Consider the following 26,227-nt stretch of genomic DNA (forward strand, 5'->3'; position numbering starts at 1 on the left):
TGTCTCCCGCCCGCTGATGGGCGTGGCGGGAGCGTTTGTGTTTGCCGCGCAGATATCACTTTTCGATTCCGGGGACCGGATTGAGCGGTCACATCGGCGAAACGGTCCTGCTGGCGGCGCTGCGGGGGCCGTCCCCGGCGTTCATTGTGATGGCGGGCGTGCTGCTGATATCACCGCCATCGAAATTGAAATTCTGCTTTTCTGTTTGCCGGACCTTCAAAGAACGAACTTGATGCACTACATTTTATCACAGACAGATATAGAGGTTATAATGCAGCTTGTAAGCTACTACAATATAATATCTTAATCGATATTTTTGCTTCTTTGCTTTGCGAAATTTTATGCAATATTCAGGTTGAGATCTTCATGGCCGGCAACCAACCCGAAAACTCGTTGACGAAGCATGCTCAGATAGGAATGTTCAACTTTTCCGGGCTGTCGAATATCAAAAGAATCCAGCAGGCGCGCCGGGTCAAACCGGGTTTGCGGTCGAATTCTTTAACAAAAAGCAACCCGCCGTCACTGCTGATATCTCCACCGGCGAAATTGAATTCAATTTTTCTGCTTTTCGGACCTTGAAAGACCGAATTGGAAATACTACATTTTGTCATTGGCAGACCTCGGCATTATATTGTGATGTAAGATATTACAATATAATATGTTAGTCGAGAATCTGCCTCTTTGTTTTTGAAAATTTACGCAATATTCAGGCTAAAGAGGCGGAACGTCGATTAACGTATTATATTTTAACAGGTTGATTTGCATTATGGCCTCAAGGTCTGCCTCGGACAAAATGTAGTATTTCCAATTCGGTCTTTCAAGAGCCGAACCGCAAAAAAATCGAATTCAATTCCGATAGCGGCGCCATCAACCGCGACGGAGGTTTACTGGCAGTCAAGGAATTTGATCGAAAACTTGATCTGTTGATATTCGACAACCCCGGTATGCGCAGATCAATTGCTTGCAGTTTACCTGCGGTCATCAAAAATTGATGGAACCAAACATTCCTGTCCGAACTGCATTCGCATATAATTGGTTCCGGACATCTCTTGAACCATGGGAGGGACAAATTGTGCGGTGCCCCGGTGTTGTTCACTCAGTCACCGGAAACGATAAGAGCGTTCTCTCTTTTGGAGAGGAAGCCAATCGCCCGCCGGGAAAATTCCGACGATTTATATTCCCGGCGGGCGATTGGAAAGATTCCGGCATCGGTTCCGGCAGGTTGAAAAAGCGGTCTCACCGCAGTTTGTGATCCTGCGTCGTATAACCCGAATCGCTCCACTGATACACCCGGGCAGTGACCGAATCGCCTGCGACGAAGAACTTCACGAACATCTTCAAGCCGATCCACTCCTGCGCCGTGCACAGTTGCCACAGAGCGCCGTCCCTGATCAGTCCGTAGCAGTGGGTGTGGCCGCAGACATAGGCGACCACCCGTTCATCCGACTGCAGAACTTGCCAGAAGCGTTCCCGCTCGCCATCCATGCGGTCCGCCGGATCGATCGGTGCCGGATCGGCGCCGGGTTGTGCCACGCCGTCGAACGCCAGCGCCGGTTCATGGCCGAAAACGAAAATCAGCGGTTGCTTTGTCGCCGCCAGATCGGCCTCAAGCCAGTCGACCAGAGCGGGATCCGCCTGTCCCAGGGTGCGGTTTTCGAAATCCCGCGCGCTGTAGAAGTCCAGAATCACCAAATGACAATTGCTGTAGTCGAAGGAGAACGTAGTCCATTGGGCACCGTCCGGCTTGTACTCCTCCAGACTGGACCGCTCCGCTCCCGGGCCGGGCGTGATCACCGCCTCCATCTTCCGGTTGCGGGCAATGATGTCCTTGATGTTGCGGCCGGAGCCGTCGTTGTTTTCTTTCCAGTTGTTCGCTGTCCACTCCGGATCATGGTTGCCCACCGCGGCGAACCAGGGATAAGCGATTCCGCGTTCCCGCAACGGCTGCAGCAGATACTGCTCCATCGCCTTTTCGGTGTTGGGAAAATTGTCGTAATCACCGCCGGTGATGATGAATTCACCGGGTCCGTCCTGCAGCAGCCGCGCCGCCGAACCCTGCAACGCTTCCTCCGGCAAACCGGCGATGTGAAAATGCAGATCGCTCATGAAAACAAACTCGAAAGCCCCTTGGTCCGTTCCGGCTCGAAGCGTCGCTCCGACCGAAACCAGACAGAACAGGGACACCAGCCCGACAATGGTCCGATTCATAATTCGTCTCCTTCTTCTTCTTTTACCATGACGATTCGGTCGAAACGCAACGTGTTCACCGCCGGATTGCCGGCCGGAGCGACCCAGATCACGCAATAGGCGTCCAGATCATGACTACCCAGATCGAAGACCCGGTAACCGCCGCCGCAGGCGGCGGCCAGCGGCACGCCTGCCGCTGTGGTATGGCCGGTTCCGGTGTGATGGCTGCCCGCCGAGAAAGCATTCCCTTCTCCGGGGTCCCCGTCGACCGCTGCGACGGCATAAAGCCGCCATCGTCCCGCTTCCGGCACCATCGGCCAACAGAAGGAACAGCTTGCCGCCCAGCAGAAAGGGGCATTCCGCATTTCAATTGCCGCTCCGTCCGAGGCTTCGGGATCGGCGATCCGGCTCACCTCCGGTTTCTTTTCCAGGGCGAAAAAGCCGTCCTGCAAGTCAAATATCCGGTCGGGCGGCACCGCCGCGAACTCCGGCGGCAGCGGCGATACCGCTTCCGCCAACTGCCGAAAGGCGCCGACCGCTCCCGACAGGGGCGCATTTTCCCGCACCATGACACAGCCGTTGGTTTCGGCCCGGGCGATTGCCGCCTCGGCAAATGCCGCCATATCGGCAACCGGATAACGTTCCGGGGCAAAGCCCGGCTCCCGGGCAGCCCGCGGATAATTCAGAATCAGCGCGAAATCCAGAGGCAACCGGGCCAGCCGCACCCGCTCCAGCTCGACCGGGTCCTCCGCAACTGCCGCCTCGGCGCGATCGAACGCCGCCGCACACCGGATCATGCCCGGCGTCGAAAGAAAGTTGGCCGCATAATGGTAACAGGGCAACGCCGCACCCGAGGCCGCCAGTTCCGACTCAAGAATTTCCAGATATTCCGCCAGGTGGGGTGCGGCAGCGCCGTAGTACCCGTGGAGGAACTCGGCAACCAGTTCGCCGGCGTCAGCCTCCGGATTCCACAGAAGCTTCGACAATACCCAGGTTTTCAAGGCCGACAGCTCGCCGGTCCGCGGCGATTGATAATCGCCCTGTTCCAATACGCTTACTACCTGGTGCGCCGCAAACAAGCGCAGATTGGGCCCCAATACCGGCAGATTCGGGTGCGGCACCAGATAATTGCTGAAATTGGAGACGTAATCCCAGACGGCCAGTTGCGGTGCAATCCGGCTCCACTCTTCCAGGTCCCGATAGAAATCGGCATTCGCCGGATCGTCCAGCGGGCGCCCGAAGTCGCATTCAATGGAGCAGAGACGCACCAGTACGTTGCCGCGCGGCCGCACTGTCTTCGGCGCCTGCCGGGTGTACTGGTAAGCCAGCGTCTCGACCAGGACGCCGGGAAACTCCGGCTCCACCGCGGCCGCGACCTGATTCACCGTATCGATCATCAAGCCGGCGGGAGAGCCCTCGCGTGCATCGAAGGCAGCGCATTCCGGACAACGGCAATAGTGGTAATTGTCATTCTGGGAGACCGAAATCACCGTTGGATTGTCGGCGGAGCGCAGCCATTCCAAACTTTTCTCGATCAGCAGGTGCCGAACTTCGGGCCGGCTCAGGCAGAGCTGATCCGGTACCCGCCTGCCGTCGACCAGGGCGAAATATTCCGGATGGGGCTCGAAGTACTCCTCCGCCGGGATCAGTTTGCCGATGGTATGCACGAAGCCGAGCGGCGAATGATTGCCGCCCCATTCCGGTCCGACCGTGGTATTGAAGCCGTTCAGACGCAGCTTCACTCCGAATTCCGGGTGGGACGCCACATCGCAGAACATCGCATTGCGGTCCCGGATGGGCGGCGCATAACGGAGATTCAACTGCGGCAGCGCGAGCCGTTCCAGTTGCGGCACCGTACTCTCGCTTGAAGTCCACCAGCGCACCCCGAGCTTTTCGAGAAACTCCCAGACCGCGTAGAGCGTGCCGCGCGGCCGTCCTCCGGCCAGCACCAGGTCGTCCCCGACCGTGCGCAGCACGATCTCGTCGGCCTCCAGCGCGTCGAAGTCGAGGTCGGGCAGCAGCCGGCGCGCCTCCGGCCCCGGACCGACGTAAATGACATGCGGCGCTTCGCCGGACCGGGGCGGGCTTCCGCAGATCGCTTCCAGATAACGGATCAGTTCGGCGGCGGCGTTTTTCTCCGCCGGAGTCGCGTTTTCAGCCACCCGGACGGCGTAACGGCTGATTCCCTGTTCCGCCAGAAATGCCTCCGCACCCCGGAGAGAAAGAACCGTCAAGCCGATTCCGATCAGTAAGGTCGTCAGTTTCAGTTTCATTGTACGTCGTAGATCACATTGTTTTTATTGCCGTCGTTCAAGGTTTCGACATGACCGTCGAGCATTAGAATATTGTCCTTGTTGCCGTGATGCAGGTAAACCGTATTCACTTCCCATTGGTCGGCGCGTTCCGAATCGCGCATCAGGCAGGAACGCGACGGCTCCTTGACCTTGCTTGAAGCAATTGCGCAGAAACCGGAAGGTTCGTAGCCGATGTAGGCATTGTAGCTGAAGCCGGTCATCGCCTTGTCGCCCTGGAGCTGTTGCGAATAATCATCGTCCGACCAGGCAGGATTTTTGACCGGCGTGTATGCCGGACACATGAAAATTCCCGGCATCTGCTGGTTCGACGAGAAAAAATCCGGTTGAAACATGTCGGTCCCTCCGGCATATACCAGCAGATACTCGTACCACATCCGGAAGATGCCGCCTCCCGCCGGGGAATTGGTGGGCTGCCGGATCACCGCATACGGCAAATGCTCCTCGTCGTTTTCAAAGAGGACGCAGGCTACCCCCAACTGTTTCAGATTGCTGGTGCACTTGATCGACTGGGCGGCCATCCGCGCCTTGGACAAAGCCGGCAACAGCATACTGGCAAGGATGGCAATAATTGCAATCACCACGAGAAGTTCTATCAGTGTGAATTTTGAGGTGTTCATTTTTCTTCCTTTCAGTTATTTGGGTTGAGTGATGGCATATCCTCTCTGCTCCACGCCGCCGGGACGTCTCCCGGGGGCGGTTTGCGGAAATGAGGCGAAATCACGATTTCATCGGCGACGAAGCGCTCGTCCAGCAGCGCTTTCGCCGCGATCCGTCCGATCGCCGGGGTATCGAAGACCACCGACGGCAGGCACGACTCCTGGAATGACCGCTCCGGCATCAGCCAGCCGATCACCACCTTCACCGAATCGGGCAGACCTAAGGTATAGTTGAAGTAAACGCCGGAATCAGGTTCGTCGCCGTCGCGCGGACACAGCACCAGCCCGTCGAAACCGGTTTCGGCGTGGCGCCGGGACAGAATACCGGGCAGCCAGGGCCAGCGCGGCGCCGCATCGGGCAGCGGAAAAATCAACGGCTGTTTCTGCCCGAAACGGCCGGCGGCCTCGAGATAGCCGTTGCGCGGCGGGTTGTAAAGATCGTCGACATAAGCGGGTGCCGCCAGCGCTACCTTGCGGCAACCGGCTTTGTAGAGCTCGGTCGCGGCCAGTTCAAAAGCGTACCGGTCGTTGAAGATCACCTTCTTCGCCGTCGCCGGCGGCCGGGGCCGGGGCATGCCGTTCAGCAGTGGAGTTTCGACTATGTAGCCGCCGACGAAAACCATGCGGCAGTTCAGCGATTCCAAATACGGAAAGACCGGCTCAAACCACGCCGACTGGATCACTACCCGGCTCTCCGGCTCCAGATAGCGCAACTGGCGCAGATCAATGTGGCGGTTGTCGTTGTCGGCGGAAACCGCAATGGTGGAAACCCGGCAATTGCGCTGGTAGCATTCGGTCATCACCCCTTCGAAAAGCTGCCGGTTGAAAACCGGAACCACCCCGCGCCGCGACAGGAAATCGGAACAGGGCAACAGGAAATTGATCACCGGCGGCCGTTCCCGGCGCTCCGCCACGAAGGTGCCCAGACTGCGCCGGCGGTCGATCAAATTCTCCGCCTCGAGCCGTTCCAGCGCCCGGCGCAGGGTTTCGCGCGCCACGCCGAATTCGCGGCAGAAATCGCTCTCCTTCGGCAACTGCCGTCCCGGTTCCAGGCGCCCGGAGACAATCCGGGCGCGCAGTTCACGGTAAATCGTCTGACTTTTTCCCGTTTCTCGAATCATGACCTGTTCCCATATTTCCAGCTTGCTATTTTATAGTATAGGACTAGGTCTAGTTTTCTGTCAATACCCTTGAAATAAATTTGCTTAAAAAATCATTTGGAAGGATCCGGTTCCGGCCGAACTCCGTCACAACTGCCGACGCCGACGCACGATTCATTCGACGCTTCCGGCGGCATTCCCGCGGTTCCCGGCTGAAATCATTCCCGTCCGGAGCCGCGGTTCAATTCCTCGATCATCCGCCGCCGGAGCTCCCGGTAGGAGGTATTCGGGTAGTCTGCGAGCAGTTGCTTGAGGAACGCGGTGCGGCCGGCGGCCTGGAGCATCTTCAGCATGGCGAAGTCCTCGTAGGTTTCCCGGGCCGTTTCGGATGAAAAGGTCGGGACCGGTCCGCTGACACCGGGATAAAAGATTTGATAATCCAAACTGAGCCCGTCGTAATCATTCCAGGGATTGCCGTTGAACGTCGAATAAGAGTAGACGCCAAACCCGTCGAAGCCATTTTGGAATGCTTTCCAGGCCAGCCAGCGGTCCTGCCACGGGAAGAGGTAAAACGCTTTGCCTTTATGCTCCGCATCCCACAGCGGATGCGGCCGGCGGTGGGCCTGGTCGAAATAGAGCGCGAAGAGCGGAACGGAATAATCGACCAGCGGGTACCAGTCGCCGAAATTCGCGAGAATTTCTTCGTCGGACGAGTAGCCGGTATTGGTCCAGCAGGCCGGATTGCAGAAAATTTGCAGTTCCGGCCGGCCGGCTTTGATAAACTTGATGCACTCGCCCATGAAACGGGCGTTGGCACCGGTTTTCGGTTCGTCCCACAATTCGAGCATGTAGCGTTCCGGGCCGATGTGGTGGGCGGCGAGGTCACCGGTGAGGCGGTCGAGATAGGCGTCGATCTCCCGTTGCATTTCGTCGGTGAGCGGCTGGTCGGCGTCGCCTTGGAGGCTGTAGCCGAGCTGGACGAGCCGGCGCGGCAGGCCCATCAGGTGAAATTTGACTTCACGGCGGGAGGCGAGGGCGCGTCCGAACGGATTGTCCAGCGGATTGAGCATGAAAAAATTGACGCCGAGCGATTGGCAGTAATCGGCCAATTTTTCATAATAATCGGCCCGGTAAAACGGAAACTGGTGCGGCTGGTAGCCGATCCAGGCATCGAGAAAAAGATTTTCCGGCGCGGTCAGATTGACGGCTTTGACGTCGACGGCGATCGGGACGCGGTGTGATTGGCCGCCGGCGCTCAGCATCAGTTCATATCGCCCGGCGGCCTCCGTCCGGCTTTTCAGATTGACAACGACTGCGGCTCCGCCGCCGGGCGGCAGGTGCAGGCGGGGAAAATCGGCGATTTCCGGGCCGTTGACCAAATAGCGTGCCATCAATTCCGGATTCATCAGGTTGTCTCTGGAAAACAGCGGCCGCAATACCGTGCCGTCCGAACGCAGGTTGACGATGCCGGCGGCCAGGAGTTCGGCTTGCAGGCGTTCGTTGCCGCCCTGCAGCTCCAGTTCCAAATCCAGCGGCCGCGACTCGGAGGTGTTCAACAGGAAAAAGAGCAGATCTTCCTGTTCGTTGCCGAGCATAGTCAGCGATACCGGCTGGTTGAGGCGCTCCGGCGGCGGAAATTTGGCGTGTGCCGGCGTCCAGGCGTCGAATGGAACATTGGAGAAGACGAAAGGCGGGAGCGTCTTGAAGTTTTGTTTCAACTGCCGCTGCCACGCTTTGAATTCGTCCGGGGTGTAGCGGGTGGTGAAGATCCCGGTCAGAATTTCCGGCTGTGGCACCGCCGGCGGCAGACTGGAACGCAGCAGAGCGAATTGATCCGGGACATATTGCGTCCCGCCCGGAATGGCCGGAAAGGTGGTGATCCGGGTGAATTTGATCGAACCGTCGGCGTTTTTCAAATAGCGTTTGCGGCTCAACTCCAGCCGCCAGTCACAGGCGGTGAAATTGCCGTCGGCGGTCAGTTCCGCCAGCGGAATCAGAATTTCCGCGCTCCAGCCGTCGTCGTCGTCAGCGACGGCGGAGCGAATGTCCAGCGCCCGGCCGCTGCGGGTCGGATCGACGACCCGGGAGGCGTCGAATTTGACTTTTCCGTCGGAATTGAGCAGGAAATCGAAATAATGCATTTTGTACAGATCGGCCCGGTAAAACATCACTTGAACCTGGTTTTCGTACCAGTCGGCCTCGCCGCCCGGCCGGGCGATGAAACGCGCCGCCATTTCCGGTTCCCGGCAATCGAAAGCGATGTACAAGCCGTCCGGCGTCAGTGCAGCGTATGCCCTGGTCAATTCATCCGGAGTCTGGTCGTTGTAAACGTCACAGCCGGTGGTCAGCGTCAGCGGCGGCAATTGCGAAAGCAGCTCGGCGGCCGGTTTGCCGTCGATGCGCGGGGTCTCCGCCAGGACGGTGCTGGGCAACAGTTCCGGCGGCCGGGCCAGTTGAGGCGGTACGCCGGGCTGAACCGCCGGCACGGCTTCGGCTTCGCCCCAGATATACACTTCATTGCAGCCGAATTCGCCGCCGTGGTTTTCGATACGCAAATATCGTCCGGGCGCCGCTTCGGCAAACTGCCAGTGCAGCAGCGTCTGCAGTTCGTCGAGCGCCATGCCCGTGGTTCCGGCTTGAACGCGGTGGAATTGGCCGTCGTCGCCGGCAGTGAAGAATTGAACTTCCAGTGTCGTGCGGGCTTCATCGAGCAGGGCGCTCATCGATACCGCCTGAAAAGCCCCGGCCTGCCTGAGGTCGAATTCAATGATTCCCGGCGCGTCCGGCGAATAGGCCGGCAGGATGATCCGGTAATATTTGTACATTTCGCCGTTGTTCAGTTCGTCCGGCAGTCCGTAGGAACTCTGGCTGACGAGATTGCGGGTGGTGAATACGCCGTCGGTTGGAATGGCGTTTTCGTCGAGCAGGGTCGGATTGTTGGACAGCAGTTTGCCGGGCAGCGTGCCGGATTTGCTGCCGTCCGGCCAGCGGTAATCCGCCGCCCGGGCCGTTCCGCAGAACCGGCAGAGAAGCAGGCTTCCCGCCAGGAGCAGAGAGAGTCGTTTTAAGTGTCCGGGTGAACGGCGGCGGCAAACGTGAAGCATCCGGCGGACGAGGAAAGAGAGGTGTGGAGTTCGCATCGGTTAATTTTCCAGTGGTTCGGAGTTATGTCTGATGGAGAATTTTCGCAGGTCGCCTTTGAAATATTGCGTCGCCGCGCCGACCGGTCCGTTGGGGACGGTAGTTCCGCCGAAAGCGGAAGGCTTGACGGTATAGCCGCGGCTGAAAAACGGAAATGTCTTACTTTTTTCGTCGACGGAGAACTTGATTTGTTGGTGGTCGTAGTTGACTTTTATCCGGCTCCAGCGATTGCGGGGGATGGTCAGCCCGGTTGCGAACGGCTGGTTCCAGGTGCCGACCGCATAGGAGGCAATCAATTCGTTGTCCCTGGACTGAACCAGTTGCAGCGTGCCGGCAAAATCATAGGCGAAATTCCGGAAGAGCACCTGTTCGCGGTCGCCGGGCGTCCGCAATTCGATTTCCAGCGTGAAGGGGCCGCGCGGCAGCGCCGCCCGCGGAAAATTGACGTAATTCGATACTCCGTCGAAGGAGAGGTAAGCCGCGCCGTCCTCCTCCCGCCAGGCCGGGGCGAAGGACCGGTAATCGGCGGGCAACAGGCTGACGGGAGTCTTGTGCATCGGTTCCAGGTAGGAGAAACCGCCGCCAAGCTGGGCGTCATAAAACGGTTCGAAGGCGTTGCCGAGCATGGCGCCGCGGTTCGGACCGAATTGGTAATCGAGCTGCGGAATCGTTTCCGAGGCGATCTCAACCGGCACGACTTTGCCATGAAATTCCGAGAATACCGGCAGGGTTTCGACTGCTCCGGCCGGCCGACGAGGCACAATCGGCCGGGAACGGTAGATTTTGCCGCTGTCGGTAATGGCCCGCAGTTGAAAGACCGGAAAACGTTCCGGAGAGTGCAGCACCGCGTCAAGCCGCCCGTCCGGGCGGTTCAGCGGGGCTGGATAATCGACCAGCCGGTCGGCCCGCTCCAGATCCAGCCGGATATTGCGGTTCAGACTCTTGGCGAGTTTGCCCTGTTCCAAGATCTCCCGGATGGAGAAACGGTGGCAGCCGACGCCATCCGGATAATCCAGTTCGAGGATGGCCCGGTCGGCATACTGCCGGGGAATTTTCAGAATGAATGTGGAGCGCATCCACCAGAAATAGGTGTAGACCCGGGCTTCGTCCGGTGTTTTCGCCGTCACCTCGCATAAACCGTGCGCCAGGCCGTCGGAACGTACCTCCCAGTCCTTGGCGTTGAGGACCCGGAAGGTGCCGGTCGTTTTGAGCAGTAAGTCCATCGACGTGAAGGTGCCGAGAATCACCGCGCATCTGTCTTGGTTGAATTCATCGGCCGAATCGGCGGCGGCCGCCTCTTCATGCCGGTTGAGCACTTCCAGGGTCCGCAGGTTCTCGGCCGTCCGGAGATGGGCGCCGATGGTGAACGTGCCGTCCGGGTTGGCTGTCGCCTCAAAGTCATTTTGCGATGGAACGCACAGATCGCGCAACGGCTGATGCGTTTCCTTGTAGCGCCAATTTTCGGTCGGCCGCAGTTCCGTGTAATCGAAGCCGGTGTAAACCGTCGTTTGGCCGGCATTGTCAGTCACGTGCAGTTCCGGGACGACGGCGGCCTGGCCGGCAAGCGTTTCGGTCGCCACCCGGTAACTGATCGCCATCAGCTTTGCGGTTTCGACGGTTTCGGCCGGAAATTCCATCAGGAGTCCGCCGTCGGCGTCGCGCAGCAGCAATTGCACCTGCAGGGACGCGGCGGCGGTTCCGTCCGGGATATTGAGAATTTCATAATTGATCAATTCTCCGAGCCTGGCGCGCTGCCGGCTGGAAAGAACCAGATTGGGGACGGCGAGATCGTCGCCCGGCATCGGCGACGGCGGTTCCCCCCGCAACCGGCGGATATAGTAGCGTATCAGGCGGGCATAAGTATAACTGTTGGCCACCGTCGGCTGGAAACTGGTGTTCTCGTTGGCTTCATTCCATTCGAAAAATACCAGCAGATCGGGGGCGGCGCGCAGCGCTTCGTCGAAACAGAGCCGAAACTGGCGGGTGCCGTATTCACCGACGTTGTTGCCGGACATCGGGTTGATATAGGCATGCTGCAGATAGGCGCCGAGCAGTTTGCCCCGATATTCCGGCCGGTCCAGCTCGGCGAGGATGATCGGCAGCATATAATCGCGATACCAGGGCAGCACGACGGCTTCGTCGAGCATTTCACGGGACGATGATGCGATATCCTTGACCTGCAGAATCAACCCATCGGCGGCGTCCAGCATTTCCCTGACCGCGTTGCGGTACGCCGTCAGAAATTCCGGCGGCGGGGTTTGGCCGGCAGCCGCATAACGGGCGAAATCGGCATGGAATTCGTAAAACGGCATATCGCCGAACAACAGGAACCGGTCGCCGATTTCCGGATCGCTTTTCAAGCGTTCGGAGAGCTCCTTCAGCTCCTTCGGCGTAGCGGCGCCGTAACGGAAGATGACCGCCTTGCCGCCGATGCGCGGCGATTGCGGCGCATTCACCGCCACCTTGAAATATTCACGCAGCAGCGCATAGTCGTCGGGATAATAGTACATCGGCGCGACCGGCAGATGAGTCAGGCCGTACGGCTCGAACTCTTCGCGGTGCTTGGCTTCGATGGCCAGCTTGTTCCGGTAGGCGTCCAGATAATCGAGCGAAGCGAAACCGTCGATGCCGTAATTCTGCAGCAGTTTCACTTCCCGGAGGTAGCCCTCTTCGCGGCCGTCCTCGCGGCCGCGAAGGGTGACGTCGGTCAGCAGAGGCCGGTCGATCCAGTAACCCATGAAGTTCTGCATCAGTTCATACGGTTCCCACTGCGCGTAAAAGAAGGTCCTGCCGCCGGCCGGAGTGCGCGCGGGAGGTTCGTAAAAAGAATACTGGACATCGCGGCGGTAGGCCAGACTGCCGGCTCCGGCCGGGGAGAGGCAGCCGGCGAGAAGCAGCCAGAGTAGCCCGCTCCGGAGCCACCCGGCCGTCATCGGCAGCCATCCCGGGCGGACCGGGAGGCGGAATACTTCCCGGCAGACATGGGCAATTTTCGGCAGCCAATCCGGCGGAATGTTTTTCATCGCTTTTTCAATCTTCCCAGTTGGTGCTGTACGAATAACCGCGGCCGTAGTAACCTTCCTTCTGGGTGCGGCTTTCGACATGGCCGTCGAGATAGAGGACATTGGCTTTGTAAAGGCCGTGCGAACTTTCGGTGGCGCTGTCGACGGTCGGGTAATCGACCATCAACGCGCAGCCGCCGTTGTCGCTCAACCGGGCGCGGGAACCCTTGTCATAGGTCCAGGTCAGGCTGTTGTGGAAGCCGCCGAAATACAGATAGCTGGAATACCAGGTGCCTTCCCAGTTGGCATGCCAAGAGTCGACGACGCTTTCCGACAGCGGACAGAAGAACAGTTCCGTCGGTTTCTGGTCCCAGACGAACGGAATGTATTCGGCCGAGATCAGCAGTCCAAGCCCGGAGTACCAGCCGGAACCGACCCGGATGACCGAAGTGTCGACCTGGCCGCCGGCGTCGGTATTGGTGTACGGGTCGACATTGAGATTCTGGCGCTGGTGCGGAATCAGGTCGGCGTTGTCGTTGCCGTACAGATTGATATACAGCCCCAACTGCTTCTGGTTGTTGGTACATTTGATCAGTTGGGCGGTGCGTTTGGCCCGGGCGAGGGCCGGCAGCAGCATGCTGGCAAGTATCGCAATAATTGCAATTACGACCAACAGCTCGATCAGTGTGAATCTTTGCTTCATGATGGAATCCTTTCCGGTTCGTTTTAAGTTGTTCCCTGGAGAAATATTTGTTTTTCCTCGGCGATGGCGACGGTTTCGTCGACGGTCAGCAATCCGTTGGCCAACTGCTGCAGTTCCCGGTACAGCCGCGCCTGCAGTCGGTGGGCCAGCGGCTGATTGGTGAATTGCCGGTGCAGTGTGATGAATTTTTCGCATTCATCGAGCGTATATTGCGGAAAAAGCCGCTGGAATTCCGGCAGGATGCTGCGTTTCAGCGGGATGACATTCATCATCGACAGAATATTGTGCTGAATGGCATCGCTGAACAGAAAATGCAGAAATTCCTGCGCCTCTTCCCGGTGCCGGCTGAATTTGCAGATGCTCAGAAAACTTGACGCGCAAGCCGAGGCCAGATTGCCAGGTTCCGGCCAGATCGGCGTCTGCCGGAGCCGGGTCGGCAGGTTGGGCAATTTTATCAGCAGGTAGTTGCTCCAGGCCGGATACAGTAGCTGCGTGCCGTTGACGAAAGCGGCAAACTGGCTGGTCAGTTCGTTTTGGATGCCGTAGAAAATATTCTTGAAGCGGCTCAGAGCCCGGATCGATTCGCAATCGCGGCGGAAGGTATCCTTGGTATAGCCGGCGTGAAATCCGCGTCCGGCCAGGATGGCGCAAGGCGTTTCCGCCAGGAAAATATCTTCCGGCACCCGTTGGCGGTAATGCGGCAGAACCTCCAGCAGATTCTGTTCGCCGCTGTGCTCGAAATCGCCGAGGCCGCATTGTTCCCAGAGCTGGAGGTTGGCGAACAATGACCAGAAGACGATGTAAACCGGAAAGTATTTGTCGAGCAGTCCGGCCGGCGCGTTTTCCAGGCATTCGCTCCAGCAGGAGGACGGATCGGCCAGTTGCCGGACCAGCTCAGGCGGCAGCGGCGCCAGCAAAGCCGGATTGGTCAGGTGGTACGAGCAGCTCTGGACCAGGTCGCAATTCATGCTTTCCGCATAATCGGGTGCCTGCGCCAGACTCAGTGAACGCGGCAGATAGACGATTTCCGCCTGGTAGTGCCGCTGGTGATTGAACAGCCGGACGCATTCGTCCCAGAAATTTTTCTGTGACGGTAAATTTTCAAACAGCAGGATGCGCAGTTGCTGCGTAGCGCCGAATTCATAATACCCGTTGAAATTCAAAGGGTAAACTTTGGAGAAATCCAATTCCGGCAGCGGTGCTCTGGATGGCTTGTCCGGTTCGTCCGGGGCGGTGAAAGTGCCTTTCCGGCCGTTGCGGACGATCAGTTTTTTGTCCAGAAAGTAATTCAGCGCCATATTGACGGTTTGCCGGGAAATGCCGAGTTCTTCCGCCAAATCCCGTTCCGACGGCAGCCGGGTGCCGCCGGGGTTGGTTTGGATAAACTCTTTCAGACACTCCTGCAGTTGCTGGTAGATCGGGGTGATGGAATCCCGGTTCAACTGCAGACGCGCTTTGATTGCTTTTACCGACATGGTTCGTTCTTTTCAAATCTCATGGTTGATTGATGCCAATACAGTCCAATGCTTGCCAATGTGAATAGTATAGCAAAAAAATCATCAGAAGTCAACCCTTCCCGGCTTTTTTTTCCGAATTTTAATTGTAAATCAACACCAGGTGCAGATTTTGGGCCTTCTCGGCAGCGCCACTTGCCGGAATAGCCCCGCGTCCGGCCCGGAGCAGATTGGGAGAAAGTTGCCGGAAAAAACGAAATCGTCTTGATTTGTAAAGCCGGACCGAATACAGTAGAGCTTAAAAAAATGGAAAGCTATGGCCGGTGAAACTGAAAAACGCGTGAAAAATATCATTATCATCGGCGCTTCGTCCGGCATCGGCCGGGCGTTGGCGTTGCAGTACGGCCGGAATCCGGAAATCCGGCTCGGGCTGGCGGCCCGCCGGGAAGGGGAGTTGCGGGATGCGGCTGTCCGTTCGGCTGCCGGTTGTGAAATTCAAACGTTCGATCTGGAACAACGCGACCGGGCGGAACGGCTGGACGCGCTGCTGGCGCGTTTTGACAGGATCGACCTGGTGATCTATTGCGCCGGTTTTGGAGAGCTCAATCCGCAGCTCGACTGGGCGCTTTGCCGCCGGACGCTGGAAGTCAATGTCACCGGCTTTACCGAAGTGGTCAACCTGGTTTACCGCCGCCTGGCGGAGCAGAAGCATGGCCAATTGGCGGTGATTTCGTCGGTCGGCGGCTGGCGCGGGTTTGAAAACGACAGCGGTTATTCCGCTTCCAAAGCCTATATGCGTTATTATCTGGAAGGGCTGGCCCGCAAAGCGAACCGGGAAAAAAGCGGCGTACGGTGTGTGACCATCCTGCCGGGCTTCGTCGATACGGCGATGGCCAAGGGAGGCCCGTTTTTCTGGATGTGTTCGCCCGAAACTGCCGCGGCTCAAATCATTGCCGGTTTGCGACGCCGGAAACGTTATCTTTATGTGACCCGCCGCTGGCGCCTGGTCGGCTGGCTGTTGAGATTGCTGCCGTATCCGTGGTTCGAGCGTTTGTAGCCGGCAGGCAAAACTGCCGCCTCCGGGAGGAGAGTCCGGGGGCGGCGGGGAGTGAATTGGTTCGTTCGAGTTTTCTGCCGGGGAGACGTTGAATTGCCCGCCGGCGGACGCGGGGGCAATTAGTGTCCGCCGCCGGCGTGACAGGCAGTCAACAGCCGGGCGATGGCCTCGCGGGCGGCTTGCAGCTCCTGCGGATCGACGGTGTGTTCATCGAGCGACCGGGCCAGCGTTTCCGGCACCTTCAGCAGCGCCTCGGCGTTCTCCAGCCAGGCGGCATCCGGAGCGGGTGCTCCCTGTTTCACGGCGTCGACCGCCTCGGCCAGCAACCGGAAATACCAGTAGTCCTCAATTCCATCGCGGATCAGTTTCAGGCGCAGCGAAGGCACCGGTCCGGCGGCGGCGGTGTACATCAGGTTGCCGTCGCCGTTGGTGTTGAAGTAGGTTGCCGGCGCCCAGTTGGTCAACGGCGCGCCGTCGAGGAAGGCCTCTTTGCTCCACAGCAGATAATAGTAGAGGAAGCCGTCGGTTTGATATTTCCAGGCCTGCACGCCCATCAGCAGCCGTTGCGCCAGCCCCGGATTTTCGATGAAGAAGTTGTACGGCTTGTACGGGGAGGCGTAGATGTACCACCAGACCTGCTTGCCGCGGGCCCGGGCGGCGGCGATTTCGGTCGGATGCGCTTCATAAGCCGGCACATCCGGGACCCAGATGTCGATGCAGTCGTCCAGGTTGCTGTCAAGTCCGAACGAGTAATCGCGCGCCGTCGTCATCTGCGGGATATTGGGATAAGTCCGCTTGATTTCCGACAAGATTTCCCGGGCGGCCGCATAGAACTCTTCGGAAATTTCATCGAAGGAGTAAATATAACCGCGGTCGAGCACGCCGGCCGCTTCGTATTGCGGGACGAAGGTCTTCAGTTGTTCGTCCATGATCCGGTTGCGGGCCCAGGCCGGATAGTGGTTCAGATCGGCGTCGTTGCGCCACGGCTGGACGTAGGTCAGGTTGAAGCGGCCGGCGCCGTGGTCGAGCCGGAATTTGACATCCTCCGCCGGACGGGGACCTTCATAGATCGTATCCGGATTGACCCGGTGGGTCAACGCCAGTAACTGGCATTGCCGCCGGTAAGCGTCCCGCGCCGCCGGATCGGCGAAATTGTTCTCGACCGGTCCCATCGACAGTTGAGTCGCAATCGGATAGGGCGACCCGGGCGGCAGGGTGAAATCATACACTTCCACGGTCAACGCCAATTCCCGTTCCGGCATGCCTTCCGCCGACAGTTGCAGTTTGCCCCGGTAAAGGCCGGCCGGCTGATCGGCCGGAATCGTGACGTCGACATAGAAGCTCTGGAACTTGAACGGTTCCAGATCCAGTTCGGCCACCTGTTCCAGCAGCGGATCCGGCCACCAGCCCGTCCGGCTGACTTCATAGGGCGGCAATGCGCAGTTGACATAGCCGATCGGCGCGATCGCAACGGCGGCGGCCGGCAATTCCGTGCCGTCCGATGTCTTCAGGGGGCCGGCCGTTCGGATTGAGACGCGGTGCAGTGCCTGCCTCGGCAATAATATTACCTGCAAGCCTTCCGCCTCGCCGCGGGCGGCGGAAATTCGGCCGGCTTCCGTCAGCGTTCCGTGGAAGGTCGGGCCGTCGCGGTGGACTTTTTCCGTCGCGTCGGCGAACGAAGCGACGCAGATTTCTTCCGGCTGGCGGTCGTGAAAGGCGTCGAGGGCGCGTTGATCATTCAGGGTCTGCACCAATTCGCGCGCCTCTTCCAGTCGGTCGAAACTGCCGGCCGGCGGAGAGAGCCGTTCGGTTGCCGGCAATTGATTCAATGCAGCCAGGCGTTGCTGAGCCGCCTGATAATTCTGTTCCATCGCTTTCTGCAGGAGAGCCGGCCGGTCGTCCCGGTCGGTCGGCGCCGCGGCCGCCAGCCGGCCGGTCAAATCCGCCAGCGGGGCGCTGAGCCGGTCGGCGGTCTCCAGTTTCACCGGGCCGACCCAGACGGTGATGTCTTCGGACGGTTCGCAGCTGAAGATATGAATTTCATTGACATGGCGCAGGTTCTTGCGGCGCAGAAATTCACTGTCCAGCACCACCTCCTGGTAGCCGGGCTGCAGCGAAACGTCGTATTGTCCCCAGAATTCGCCATCCCGCAACTGCAGGTAAATCGGATTGGCCTTTTCGGCGTAAAACCGGAAGATGACGCGTTCCACATTGCGCCAGTCGTCGTGCCGGTTGCCGGTAAAGACGATTGCCGGCCAGCGTTCGCCGGAGCCGTAACGTTCGAACACCAGCTTGCCGCAGCAGCCACCTTGGCCGTCCGGCCAATCCGACACCGTCCAGCGGGTGTTGTCGCGCACCGTCCAGGCGTTGAAGTCATCCTGGTTGATCAAAATTTCGGCGTTGGCCGTCCCGGTCCAGCCCAACAGCCAGATGCCGAGAAAAAAACTTAGCAGCTTCAAGGTCAGTTCCTTCCGTTGTTGAATTCCAGTTGTGCCGCCGCCCGGTTCCAGCCGCTGTCGACCGCCTGGCAGGTGACGATATGCCGTCCCGGCGCCAGGGCGCGGTTGTCGATGACGAATTGCGGTTTGACATCCTGCTGAATCAGATCACCGTCGATGAACCAGTCATACCGCTGAATCGAGCGGCCGTCCCGCGCTTTGGCTTCGGCGCGGAATTCGGTTTTCATCGCCTGTTCCGTGGCGCCGTAGGCCGGTTGAGTGATGATGACCTCCGGCGCCGGCGCGACGAAATAACGCCGGGCGATCGCTTCAGCTTCGGCCATGAATTCCGGGCTGCTGCCGCCGTAGAAAGCCAGCCCCGGCATCTCCGGCGCCGCCTGCCGGAACATTTTGATCAGTTCTTCGACTTCGGCGGCGGTCAGAATCTTTTCCGGATGGAAATCCGCCGTTTTTTCGAACATGCCGATCAGCGGGATCGTCCGCTCGATGACGCCGAGCCGGCGGGCATATTCGACCCGCCGCAGCATATCCGGCGGCTCGACGCCCCAGTTGATGTTGTATATATTCTTCAAATGGGACTGGCATTCGACGATCAGCAAATCCGGTTGGCCGGCTTCGATCAGCGGTTCGATCGAATCTTCGCCGCGCCAATAGACGGCGATAAATTGTTCCGGCCTGGCTTGCTTGGCGGCCAGGATGCCGGCGACGGAGTGGTCGATCTTGGCGTTGTTTTTGACGACATTCGGGTCTTCCTGCGCATTTATTTCTGCTCCGAGGCGGGTTTTGCCCTGCCACTCGTCAACCTGCAATCCCATCGCATCGCGGTAATCAAGGTAACACTTGATAAATTCGGCTTCGGTTTCGATATACGGGTTGTTCGGGCCGTATATCCACGACAGGGTCAGGTAGCCGGCCGACGGATTGACGCCGCTGACATCGCCGGAATTGATCAGCGAGTCGCGGTGTTGCTGCGGAATGCCGTTGAAAATATGGAAAATATAAGGGACGGACACCGGCGGCAGCAAAGCGGACGGATAGTGCCGGATGGCCGGCTGCAGCGGCTGTGCCGGCGTCGGCGGCTGGCCGTTCAGTTCGATGGTCAAGGTCGGTTCTCCCAGCGTTATGGCGTAATCGCCTTCCGACGGCGTGCCGTGAACGATGCCGCCGACCCGCAGGAGCAGGCCGTAATTGGGCCGGTCCATATAAAGCCAGCGCCGCACCTCGTCGGTGATATCGATGTTGTAAGTTTCCGCCTCCGGGTCGATGGTCCAGGCGGTGCCGCCGGCCCAGTCGAGGCTGTTGTCGATGTTGTAATATTTGTTGCGGTCGAGCGGCCAGCTTGTCCGGCCGTCGCTGAATTGCCAGTCGGCCCGTTCGTTCCAGGCCTGGCGGAGCGCGGCAAGTTCCAGCGGGGGCAGCGGACCCTTGCCGCCCTTGATCCGCAGGGAGCCGGACAGCGTCGCCCGACCGACATCACCGGCCGCCGCCGCATCCAGGCCGGACAGGTCGAATCGGATCAGTCCGCGGCTGGCCCGGTCATTGGCCAGCTTGACAATTTCCAGCCGGTTGGCGGCAAACGGCGCTTGCGACGAAACGGTTCCATACAATTCCGGCTGCAGCGCGGTCCGGACGGCGTCGCCGGCCCGGCAGAGGCCGGTCATGCCCAGTAGACAGCTCAATACAATCGCTTTGCCCGTCATAATCATCCTTTCTGTAAAGCGGCGTGGGGATCATACCCGGCGGAGTACTCAAAACCATCCGGAAGAGTCGTATTTCCGGATGGCTGGTTCAGGTTCGGCCGATCAGTTGCTGGTGGTTTCCTTGTTGTAGCACCACATCGAATAATCGCCGCCGTAATAGCTCAACACATAGTGCATCCGCAGTTCTTTGTAAAAATCGACGTGGCCGTCGGCGAAACCGATGTTGGTGCCGCCATGCCGCGCCGAAGCGCCCTGACCGCCGACATCCATCTGGTCCCAGGTGTACATGACCAATGTCCAGTAGCTGGATTTGTTGACCGTTCCGTCGACGAAAACGCCTTTGGTGCTCGGACTGATGATCGACGACATCTTGTAACCGGCGTTGCCGCCACTGATATCATTCTCCGTCATATGGTTCTTGGCGTAGGAAAAGGCCGGCCGGGTGCTTTCCACCGGACAGTGGAAGATCTGGTTGTCTTCCCAGGCCATGTTGTCACCCGCTTTGCCGCTGTTCGGGTCGACCGAACCGGTATACGGCCACAGTTGCGCGGTCCACCAGTCTTCGGCCACGCCATAAGCGCCGTCGCGCCACCGCCAGGTCAATACCATGTAGTCGTCATAGTCGTTGGAATACATGATGTTGGCCAGGCCGATCTGTTTGAGGTTGCTGATGCATTTGACCTGCTGCGCCTTGGCCTTGGCCTTGCCCAGAGCCGGCAGCAACATGCTGGCCAGGATTGCAATGATTGCAATCACGACCAACAGTTCGATCAGTGTGAATTTCTTGTTCGTCATCTTTCTACTCCTTGGATTTGTGGTTGGTTCAGTGATATTGGGGATAGAATGTCGTTTCTGGTATAAATCGGCTCCAGCTTCAGCGGCCGGCATGACGAAATGGTTTCCCGTTCGTGAATCCGCAGATCGATATAGTTGATCAGGCAGAAATCCTGGCTGCTCGATTTCTGCAGCAGAAACTGCCAGCTCATTTCCGAAATGGCCTGAACGTTGTTGTCAACGAAGGTCGGCTGCGGATAGAGATTCTCGGTGCCGATTTCCTCCGAAGCGATCACCGAGACGTCCTCGCCGATTCCGATGCCTTCCTTCATGCAGTAACGGTACAGCAGCGGCAGGCAAAGCGAGTGGACGATGATCGCCGTCGGCGCGTGCCCGCTGTGAAACAAGCCGTCCAAGCGCCGGAACAACACCTCTTCCTCACAGGAATAATGAACCGCCCATTCCGGATAAACCGGCAGCGCCTGTTCGGCCATCGTCCGGTAGTAGCTTTCACGCCACAGCAGCGCGATCTGCCACGGGAACCCCAGATCCACCGCATGAATGTAGGCAATGCGCCGATGACCGCGTTCGAACAGGTATTTTAGCTGCAGTTCAATCAGGTTCGGCGGGTCGATGACCGCCGGCCCCTGCGACGGCCGGTAGCGCGGCAGGACGACGACATTGTGAACGTTGCGGCTGTTGAACTCCTTGACGATTTCGTCGTTGGCCGGCAGCAACAGAAAAGCCTGGCGGATCTTTTTTTCTTCGATCAATTGGACGTACGCCGAAATTGTCGCGTAATAATTGACGTGGTGGAGGCGCATCGCGTAATTGTATTCGGTCCCCTGGGCGATCAGATGATTGACCAGCAAGGAGGCAAACGAGCGGGGATCGCGCAGATAATTGATCTCGCTGCAGGCGACGATGTCGACAATCCGATCCTGTTCCGGCAGTTCCGCTTCCAGATCGAGGGTGGTCCGGTAGATGCCGGAACGTTTGCGCGTTTCCAGCAACTGGCGGGCCACCAGGTCGCCGATGGCGTTTTCGATGACACACCGGCCGAGTCCGCTCTCTTCGACCATGGTCCGGATCGGCGGCAGGGCTTCTCCATGATTCAATGAATGGAAAAGGCCTTGAACGTACTGTTCCGCTTTCAATCGTTTTTTTTCCCGCAAACCCATTTTTTCATCCATTTTAAACCGGATGATGTCACATCCGATCGTTCCATTTTTATTCTGTACAAGTATTATAGCAAAAAAAATCACAAAATGCAATAGCTGTGCAAATTATTTTTCAAATTTTTTACACAAGATTTTTCTTGGTCAATTTTCACTTTGAGCTTAATCTGTCGAAATGCTCACCTTTTATTGGACAATCATCAATCGAAATTGTGCTTTAATCGATTGAAATAAAAGAAAACTGGCACAAAAAAGAATAAAAAAAATCCGGATTTCCCCGCAGACGGGGAAGATCCGGAGGAAGCCGGGCCGTTTTCGGCGTCCGGTGGTTCAATTGCACCAGGGCGTGTAGTATTTCTTGTAGAAACCGAGGTTGTCTCCGACCAGTTCGTTGAGCACCGCGCTGCTGGCCGAGCCGTCGCCCAGGACGTAATTCATCCGGTTGTCGTGGCGGAAGCGGATGCGTCCGGTGGTGTTGCCGCTCGCGTCGATGTCGGTAATCCAATGCGAGTCGTCCAGGAAGGTATAAGTGCCGTCGCAGAACAGAATCGAACTTGACGCATACGGCGCGCCGGACAGCGCTGCGGCGCTTTGATAGGATTCTTCGTGGGCCGCGCAAGCCGCGCAGTGATGCCAGGTCCCCCAGACCCGCAGGGACTTCATGAACGAATGGTTGTAACCATAGCTGAAGCATGACTTCGAGTCCGGCCAACTGCCTTCGGTCCAATCATCCGGCGGGGTGTCCGAATAGAATTGCGCCTGGTTGAAATCCGAATTGCTCGGGCAGCGATAGACATCCGAACCGGACAGATACCCCGAACCGTTGAGCAGGCCGACGACGGCAGTCTGCTGCATATACTTGCTTTCCTTGTACAGTTCGACCGGATAGCTGTTGAAATCGTCGGAGTACATGATCGTCGCCAGGCCCAGCTGCTTCAGGTTGCCGAGACATTTGATGGCCTGCGCTTTCGCTTTCGCTTTGCTCAGTGCCGGCAGCAACATGCTGGCTAATATGGCTATGATAGCAATTACGACCAGCAATTCAATTAGTGTGAAACTCTTTTTCATCGTCTGCCTCCTTTGATGTTGGTTATGTCAGGTATTGATCGAATCTTTCAGCCAGGTTTCATCGTAACGGACTGCGGCGCAGTCGGACAGCCGCCGGACCGATTGCCCTTCGTGGATTTTCAGGTCGATGTAATTGATCAGACAGAAATCCTGTTTGCGGTGTTTCTGCAGCAGGAACTGCCAGCTCATTTCGGCGATGGCCTTCACGTCGTTGTCGGCGCAGGTCGGTTGCGGATAAAGATTTTCGGTGCCGATTTCCTCCGAAGCGATCACCGAGATGTCCTCGCCGATCCGCAGGCCGTGCTTCATGCAGTAGCGGTACAGCGCCGGCAGGCAGAACGAATGGGTGATGATCGCCGTCGGAACGTGACTGCTGTGAAACAACGTGTCCAGCCGCCGGAACAGCACTTCGTCCTCCCAGGAGTAATGGACCGCCCATTCCGGATAAACCGGCAGCGCATGCTCGGCCATCGTCCGGTAGTAGCTCTCCCGCCACAGCAGCGCGATCAGGTAGGGAAAACCCAGATCCACCGCATGGATATAGGCGATCTGCCGGTGTCCCTGGGAGAAAAGGTAATCCAGCTGCAGTTCGATCAGATTCGGCGGATCGATGACCGCCGGTCCCTTCGACGGCCGGTAGCGGGGCAGCACGACGACGTTGTGGACATCGCAGCTGTTGAATTCCTTGGCGATTTCCTCGTTGGACGGCAGCAGCAGAAAGGCCTGTTTCAACTGTTTTTCTTCGATCAATTGGGTGTAGGCGGAAATGGCCGCATAGTAACTGACCCGGTGGAGCCGCATCGCGTAGTTGTATTCGGTTCCTTTGACGATCAAATGGTTGACCAGTTGCGAGGCGAACGATTTCGGGTCGCGCAGGTAATCGATTTCGCTGCAGGCGACGATGTCGACGATGCGTTCGGTCGCCGCCGGCTCCCGGTTCGTATCCAGGTCCAGCGTCGTCCGGTAGATGCCGGAACGTTCCCTGGTTTCCAGCAGATGACGGGCGACCAGGTTGCCGATCGCATTTTCAAGCAAACTGCGGCCGAGGCCGCTCTCTTCGACCATTGTCCGGATCGGCGGCAACGCCTCACCGTGGTTCAGAGAACGGAACAGGCCCAGAACGTATTGTTCCGCCTTCCGTCGTTTTTCTTCCCGTAATCCCATTGGAACAAACCTTTTATTTCATTGCTTCATTGATTTGTCATGGCTTTCTGGAATATAGTATAGCAAAATTTTTCACAAAAAGCAACAGTTGTGCGAATTATTTTGCATTTTTTTTACACAAATAAAATATTTATCCGGAGCGCCATGTTCTGTTTTCGGTGGAATCGGCACAAACCGCTTGCGCCGAACAATCGGACAAATCACACACGGAACCGGAGTTAGGCGGGAAACTCTCACAGTATCCCGGCCGCCGAAATCATTTCCTGTTCCGGTCTCCCGGCCGGTCCGGCCGGGAAATCCGCGAGAAACACACGCCGCTCAGACGACGGTGAATTGTGCTTCCCCGGCCGGCACCGGCAACGTCCGCCCGGCGACGTTCAGCCTGTAAGGCCGATTGCTGCTGGTCCGGATGTGGCCGTCCTGATAGACCAGTTCGGTGACGGTGTCGCCGAACGAATAATTGGCGATGCCGAGCCGGCCGGCGATTCGGGGCGGCAGCGCCCAGTCGATTGTGTCGGTAAAGGCGTTGGCTTGGTAGATGCCGATGACGTTTTCGAGAAAGAGCGCGATCGGTCCCAATGCCGACCAGCCGCAGAAATCCGGCCGGACCAGCTCCGTGCCGTGCTGCGCCGGTTCCGGCAGATTCGGGTGGTAGCATTCCCAGACGGTATGCGGTTCATAGTCGCGGTAAGTGCGGTACATGTGGTCGAGAATCCGGCGGGCGGTGGCGTTGGCCAGGTCGAATTTGCCGTAATTTTCCAAACCTTTGATTCCCATGTAGGCGGTCGGCAGCCAGATCGAGCCGCGCCAGTAATCGCCGGTTTCGGCGTTGAAGTCGGCATCGTCGCGGGCGACGGTCACCCACGGCACCGGACCGCCGAGCTTGGCCGGGCCGGTCAGGTAACGGCACATCCGGTCGACCGCTTCCGGGGCCGGGATGCCGGACAGCAGCGGCCAGAACGACGCCGGCGTCAGGCATTTGATCTTTTCCTGCGTATCGCCATTGATATCGTAATAGATGCCGTCGGCGTCGTCCCAGTAATGGCAATTGAGTTTGGCTTTGATCGCTTCGAATTTCCCCTGCCATTCGGCGGCCAGTTCCGGCCGGTCGATCAATTCGGCAATCCGGGCGATCCGGTGTGCGGCCAATCCCTGCTGGGCGATGGCGTCGACCCAGAGCATGCGCGGATGATTCGGCCGTTCCGTTTCGGCACGGCGACCGGTCCGGCCGCGCGGCGTGTTGTCCATGCCGCTGCGGCCGCCTTCCCAGAAATAGCCGTTCTCCCGTTTGACCAGGCAGGTGCGGGCCCGGGTGAACGGGGTTTGGACGCCCGGTTCGGTCAAACTGTCGAAAAAGGCGAAATGCTTCTGCAGATACTGTTTTTCGAGCAGCAATCGCTCCAGATGGGCACGGTCGCCGGTCATCAGCGCGTAACTGTATTCCGCCCAGGCGAACAACGGCGGGTTGTCGGAAATATGGATGCGGACCGGAACGGTTTCGCCGTCGTGACAACCGCTCCAGTCCGGTGGATTGCGGGTGACGATTTTCGGCAGCGGCACCCCATCGTACAGCGGCTGGTAGAAATTGTTCAACGTTTCGATGCCGGGAAAGACATTGGCGGCATATTTGCAGAAAAACATCATGAAGCAACTGTCCCAGATCCAGATGTCGCTGTCCAGAAAGGCTTCATCCATATAAGGCGTCTGCGGCATGCCGGGAATTGCCTTGACATGGTCGTGGGCGAGCTCCCAGGCGCGTTGGTAGAAATCCAGATAGGCCGGACATTCGTCGAAGATCGGCTGCGGCAGTTCGCGTCGCCAGCCGGTGTTGCGGATATCAAAATTTTTCGGTTTCATCGCTTGTCTTTCATTGGAATGGATTGAATAAACGAATGAAGAAGATACCGCAGTTTACCGGGAACGCAAATCCTTTGCCGGAAAATCGATGGTTTTTGACGGCGGTTTTCCTGAAATGCCGCTTCCGCCGGGAGGCGTCCCGAGGCTGAAATTCCGTATTTTAGGCGGTTGAATAATACCGTATTTGGGGCGGCAAGGTCAATCTGCCCCCGGATGAAATCATTGAAAAATTGATAATTTTTCGTTATTTTTATGAAAATATTTGCAACATGTTGCAGTGATTGGCAAAATGATAACCTGCTCAATTTTAAAGGAATTAAAAAATATTCAAAATTTTTCATTGAGGAGTTGACATTGTTTTTGTTTTTTGCTATACTTTATTCAGGACACTAGTTGCATTATTTTCAAAACA

The 26,227-nt window shown here is 58.0% G+C and carries 18 protein-coding genes and 1 pseudogene; 2 read left to right on the forward strand and 17 right to left on the reverse strand.

Features of this window, described 5'->3' with window-relative positions; translation table 11 throughout:
* Positions 1–10 precede the first annotated feature (10 nt).
* Positions 11–170 (forward strand): annotated as a pseudogene (locus HWX74_RS20735) (energy-coupling factor ABC transporter permease); the annotation flags it as partial.
* A 237-nt stretch (positions 171–407) separates the two neighbouring features.
* On the opposite strand, the gene HWX74_RS15515 reads toward HWX74_RS20735, so the two are convergent.
* The 9 genes from HWX74_RS15515 to HWX74_RS15555 all read right to left on the reverse strand — a co-directional run bounded on the left by HWX74_RS15515 (position 408) and on the right by HWX74_RS15555 (position 14,579).
* A complete protein-coding gene (locus HWX74_RS15515) occupies positions 408–611 on the reverse strand; it encodes a transposase (RefSeq protein ID WP_176014403.1) in 204 nt (67 codons plus the stop codon).
* Positions 612–1,236: 625 nt separating this feature from the next.
* Complete coding sequence (locus tag HWX74_RS15520; RefSeq protein WP_176014404.1) at positions 1,237–2,208, reverse strand: metallophosphoesterase; 972 nt, start codon at positions 2,206–2,208, stop codon at positions 1,237–1,239.
* On the reverse strand, positions 2,205–4,460 hold the full coding sequence (locus tag HWX74_RS15525) for a DUF4838 domain-containing protein (protein ID WP_176014405.1): 2,256 nt from the start codon (positions 4,458–4,460) through the stop codon (positions 2,205–2,207). The genes HWX74_RS15520 and HWX74_RS15525 overlap by 4 nt, the downstream gene beginning before the upstream one ends.
* The gene (locus HWX74_RS15530; RefSeq protein ID WP_176014616.1) at positions 4,457–5,119 is read right to left on the reverse strand and encodes a DUF1559 domain-containing protein; all 663 of its coding nucleotides are present in this window, start codon (positions 5,117–5,119) and stop codon (positions 4,457–4,459) included. The genes HWX74_RS15525 and HWX74_RS15530 overlap by 4 nt, the downstream gene beginning before the upstream one ends.
* Positions 5,120–5,130: 11 nt before the next feature.
* Positions 5,131–6,279, reverse strand: a complete 1,149-nt coding sequence (locus HWX74_RS15535; RefSeq protein ID WP_176014406.1) for a GntR family transcriptional regulator — start codon at positions 6,277–6,279, stop codon at positions 5,131–5,133.
* Positions 6,280–6,476: 197 nt separating this feature from the next.
* On the reverse strand, positions 6,477–9,398 hold the full coding sequence (locus HWX74_RS15540; RefSeq protein WP_176014407.1) for a hypothetical protein: 2,922 nt from the start codon (positions 9,396–9,398) through the stop codon (positions 6,477–6,479).
* A gap of 3 nt (positions 9,399–9,401) precedes the next feature.
* Positions 9,402–12,422: a hypothetical protein gene (locus tag HWX74_RS15545; protein ID WP_176014408.1), complete on the reverse strand. Its 3,021-nt coding sequence runs from the start codon at positions 12,420–12,422 to the stop codon at positions 9,402–9,404.
* 7 nt (positions 12,423–12,429) lie between these two features.
* Positions 12,430–13,104: a type II secretion system protein gene (locus HWX74_RS15550; RefSeq protein ID WP_176014409.1), complete on the reverse strand. Its 675-nt coding sequence runs from the start codon at positions 13,102–13,104 to the stop codon at positions 12,430–12,432.
* Positions 13,105–13,127: 23 nt separating this feature from the next.
* The gene (locus HWX74_RS15555; protein ID WP_176014410.1) at positions 13,128–14,579 is read right to left on the reverse strand and encodes a GntR family transcriptional regulator; all 1,452 of its coding nucleotides are present in this window, start codon (positions 14,577–14,579) and stop codon (positions 13,128–13,130) included.
* Positions 14,580–14,898: 319 nt separating this feature from the next.
* On the opposite strand from HWX74_RS15555, the gene HWX74_RS15560 reads away from it, so the two are divergent.
* On the forward strand, positions 14,899–15,615 hold the full coding sequence (locus tag HWX74_RS15560; RefSeq protein ID WP_176014411.1) for an SDR family oxidoreductase: 717 nt from the start codon (positions 14,899–14,901) through the stop codon (positions 15,613–15,615).
* Between the two features lie 119 nt (positions 15,616–15,734).
* Here HWX74_RS15560 and HWX74_RS15565 read toward each other — a convergent pair whose 3' ends face one another.
* The 8 genes from HWX74_RS15565 to HWX74_RS15600 all read right to left on the reverse strand — a co-directional run bounded on the left by HWX74_RS15565 (position 15,735) and on the right by HWX74_RS15600 (position 26,156).
* Entirely contained in the window at positions 15,735–18,074 is a 2,340-nt protein-coding gene (locus tag HWX74_RS15565; RefSeq protein ID WP_176014412.1) for a DUF4091 domain-containing protein, read from the reverse strand.
* 2 nt (positions 18,075–18,076) lie between these two features.
* Positions 18,077–19,774, reverse strand: a complete 1,698-nt coding sequence (locus HWX74_RS15570) for an Ig-like domain-containing protein (RefSeq protein WP_176014413.1) — start codon at positions 19,772–19,774, stop codon at positions 18,077–18,079.
* A 102-nt stretch (positions 19,775–19,876) separates the two neighbouring features.
* Positions 19,877–20,569 (reverse strand): prepilin-type N-terminal cleavage/methylation domain-containing protein, encoded by a 693-nt coding sequence (locus tag HWX74_RS15575; RefSeq protein ID WP_176014414.1) that lies wholly within the window; start codon positions 20,567–20,569, stop codon positions 19,877–19,879.
* On the reverse strand, positions 20,566–21,729 hold the full coding sequence (locus HWX74_RS15580) for a substrate-binding domain-containing protein (protein ID WP_176014415.1): 1,164 nt from the start codon (positions 21,727–21,729) through the stop codon (positions 20,566–20,568). Before HWX74_RS15580 ends, HWX74_RS15575 begins: the two co-directional genes overlap by 4 nt.
* A 327-nt stretch (positions 21,730–22,056) precedes the next feature.
* Positions 22,057–22,794: a type II secretion system protein gene (locus HWX74_RS20065; RefSeq protein ID WP_217704992.1), complete on the reverse strand. Its 738-nt coding sequence runs from the start codon at positions 22,792–22,794 to the stop codon at positions 22,057–22,059.
* Between the two features lie 27 nt (positions 22,795–22,821).
* Positions 22,822–23,958, reverse strand: coding sequence for a substrate-binding domain-containing protein (locus HWX74_RS15590; protein WP_176014416.1), 1,137 nt, complete (start codon positions 23,956–23,958; stop codon positions 22,822–22,824).
* 318 nt (positions 23,959–24,276) lie between these two features.
* Positions 24,277–25,815, reverse strand: coding sequence for a trehalase family glycosidase (locus tag HWX74_RS15595; RefSeq protein ID WP_176014417.1), 1,539 nt, complete (start codon positions 25,813–25,815; stop codon positions 24,277–24,279).
* Entirely contained in the window at positions 25,812–26,156 is a 345-nt protein-coding gene (locus HWX74_RS15600) for a hypothetical protein (protein WP_176014418.1), read from the reverse strand. Before HWX74_RS15600 ends, HWX74_RS15595 begins: the two co-directional genes overlap by 4 nt.
* Positions 26,157–26,227: the final 71 nt, after the last annotated feature.

The sequence above is a fragment of the Victivallis sp. Marseille-Q1083 genome (genome assembly GCF_903645315.1).
In the GTDB taxonomy this organism is placed as follows: Bacteria; Verrucomicrobiota; Lentisphaeria; order Victivallales; family Victivallaceae; genus UMGS1518.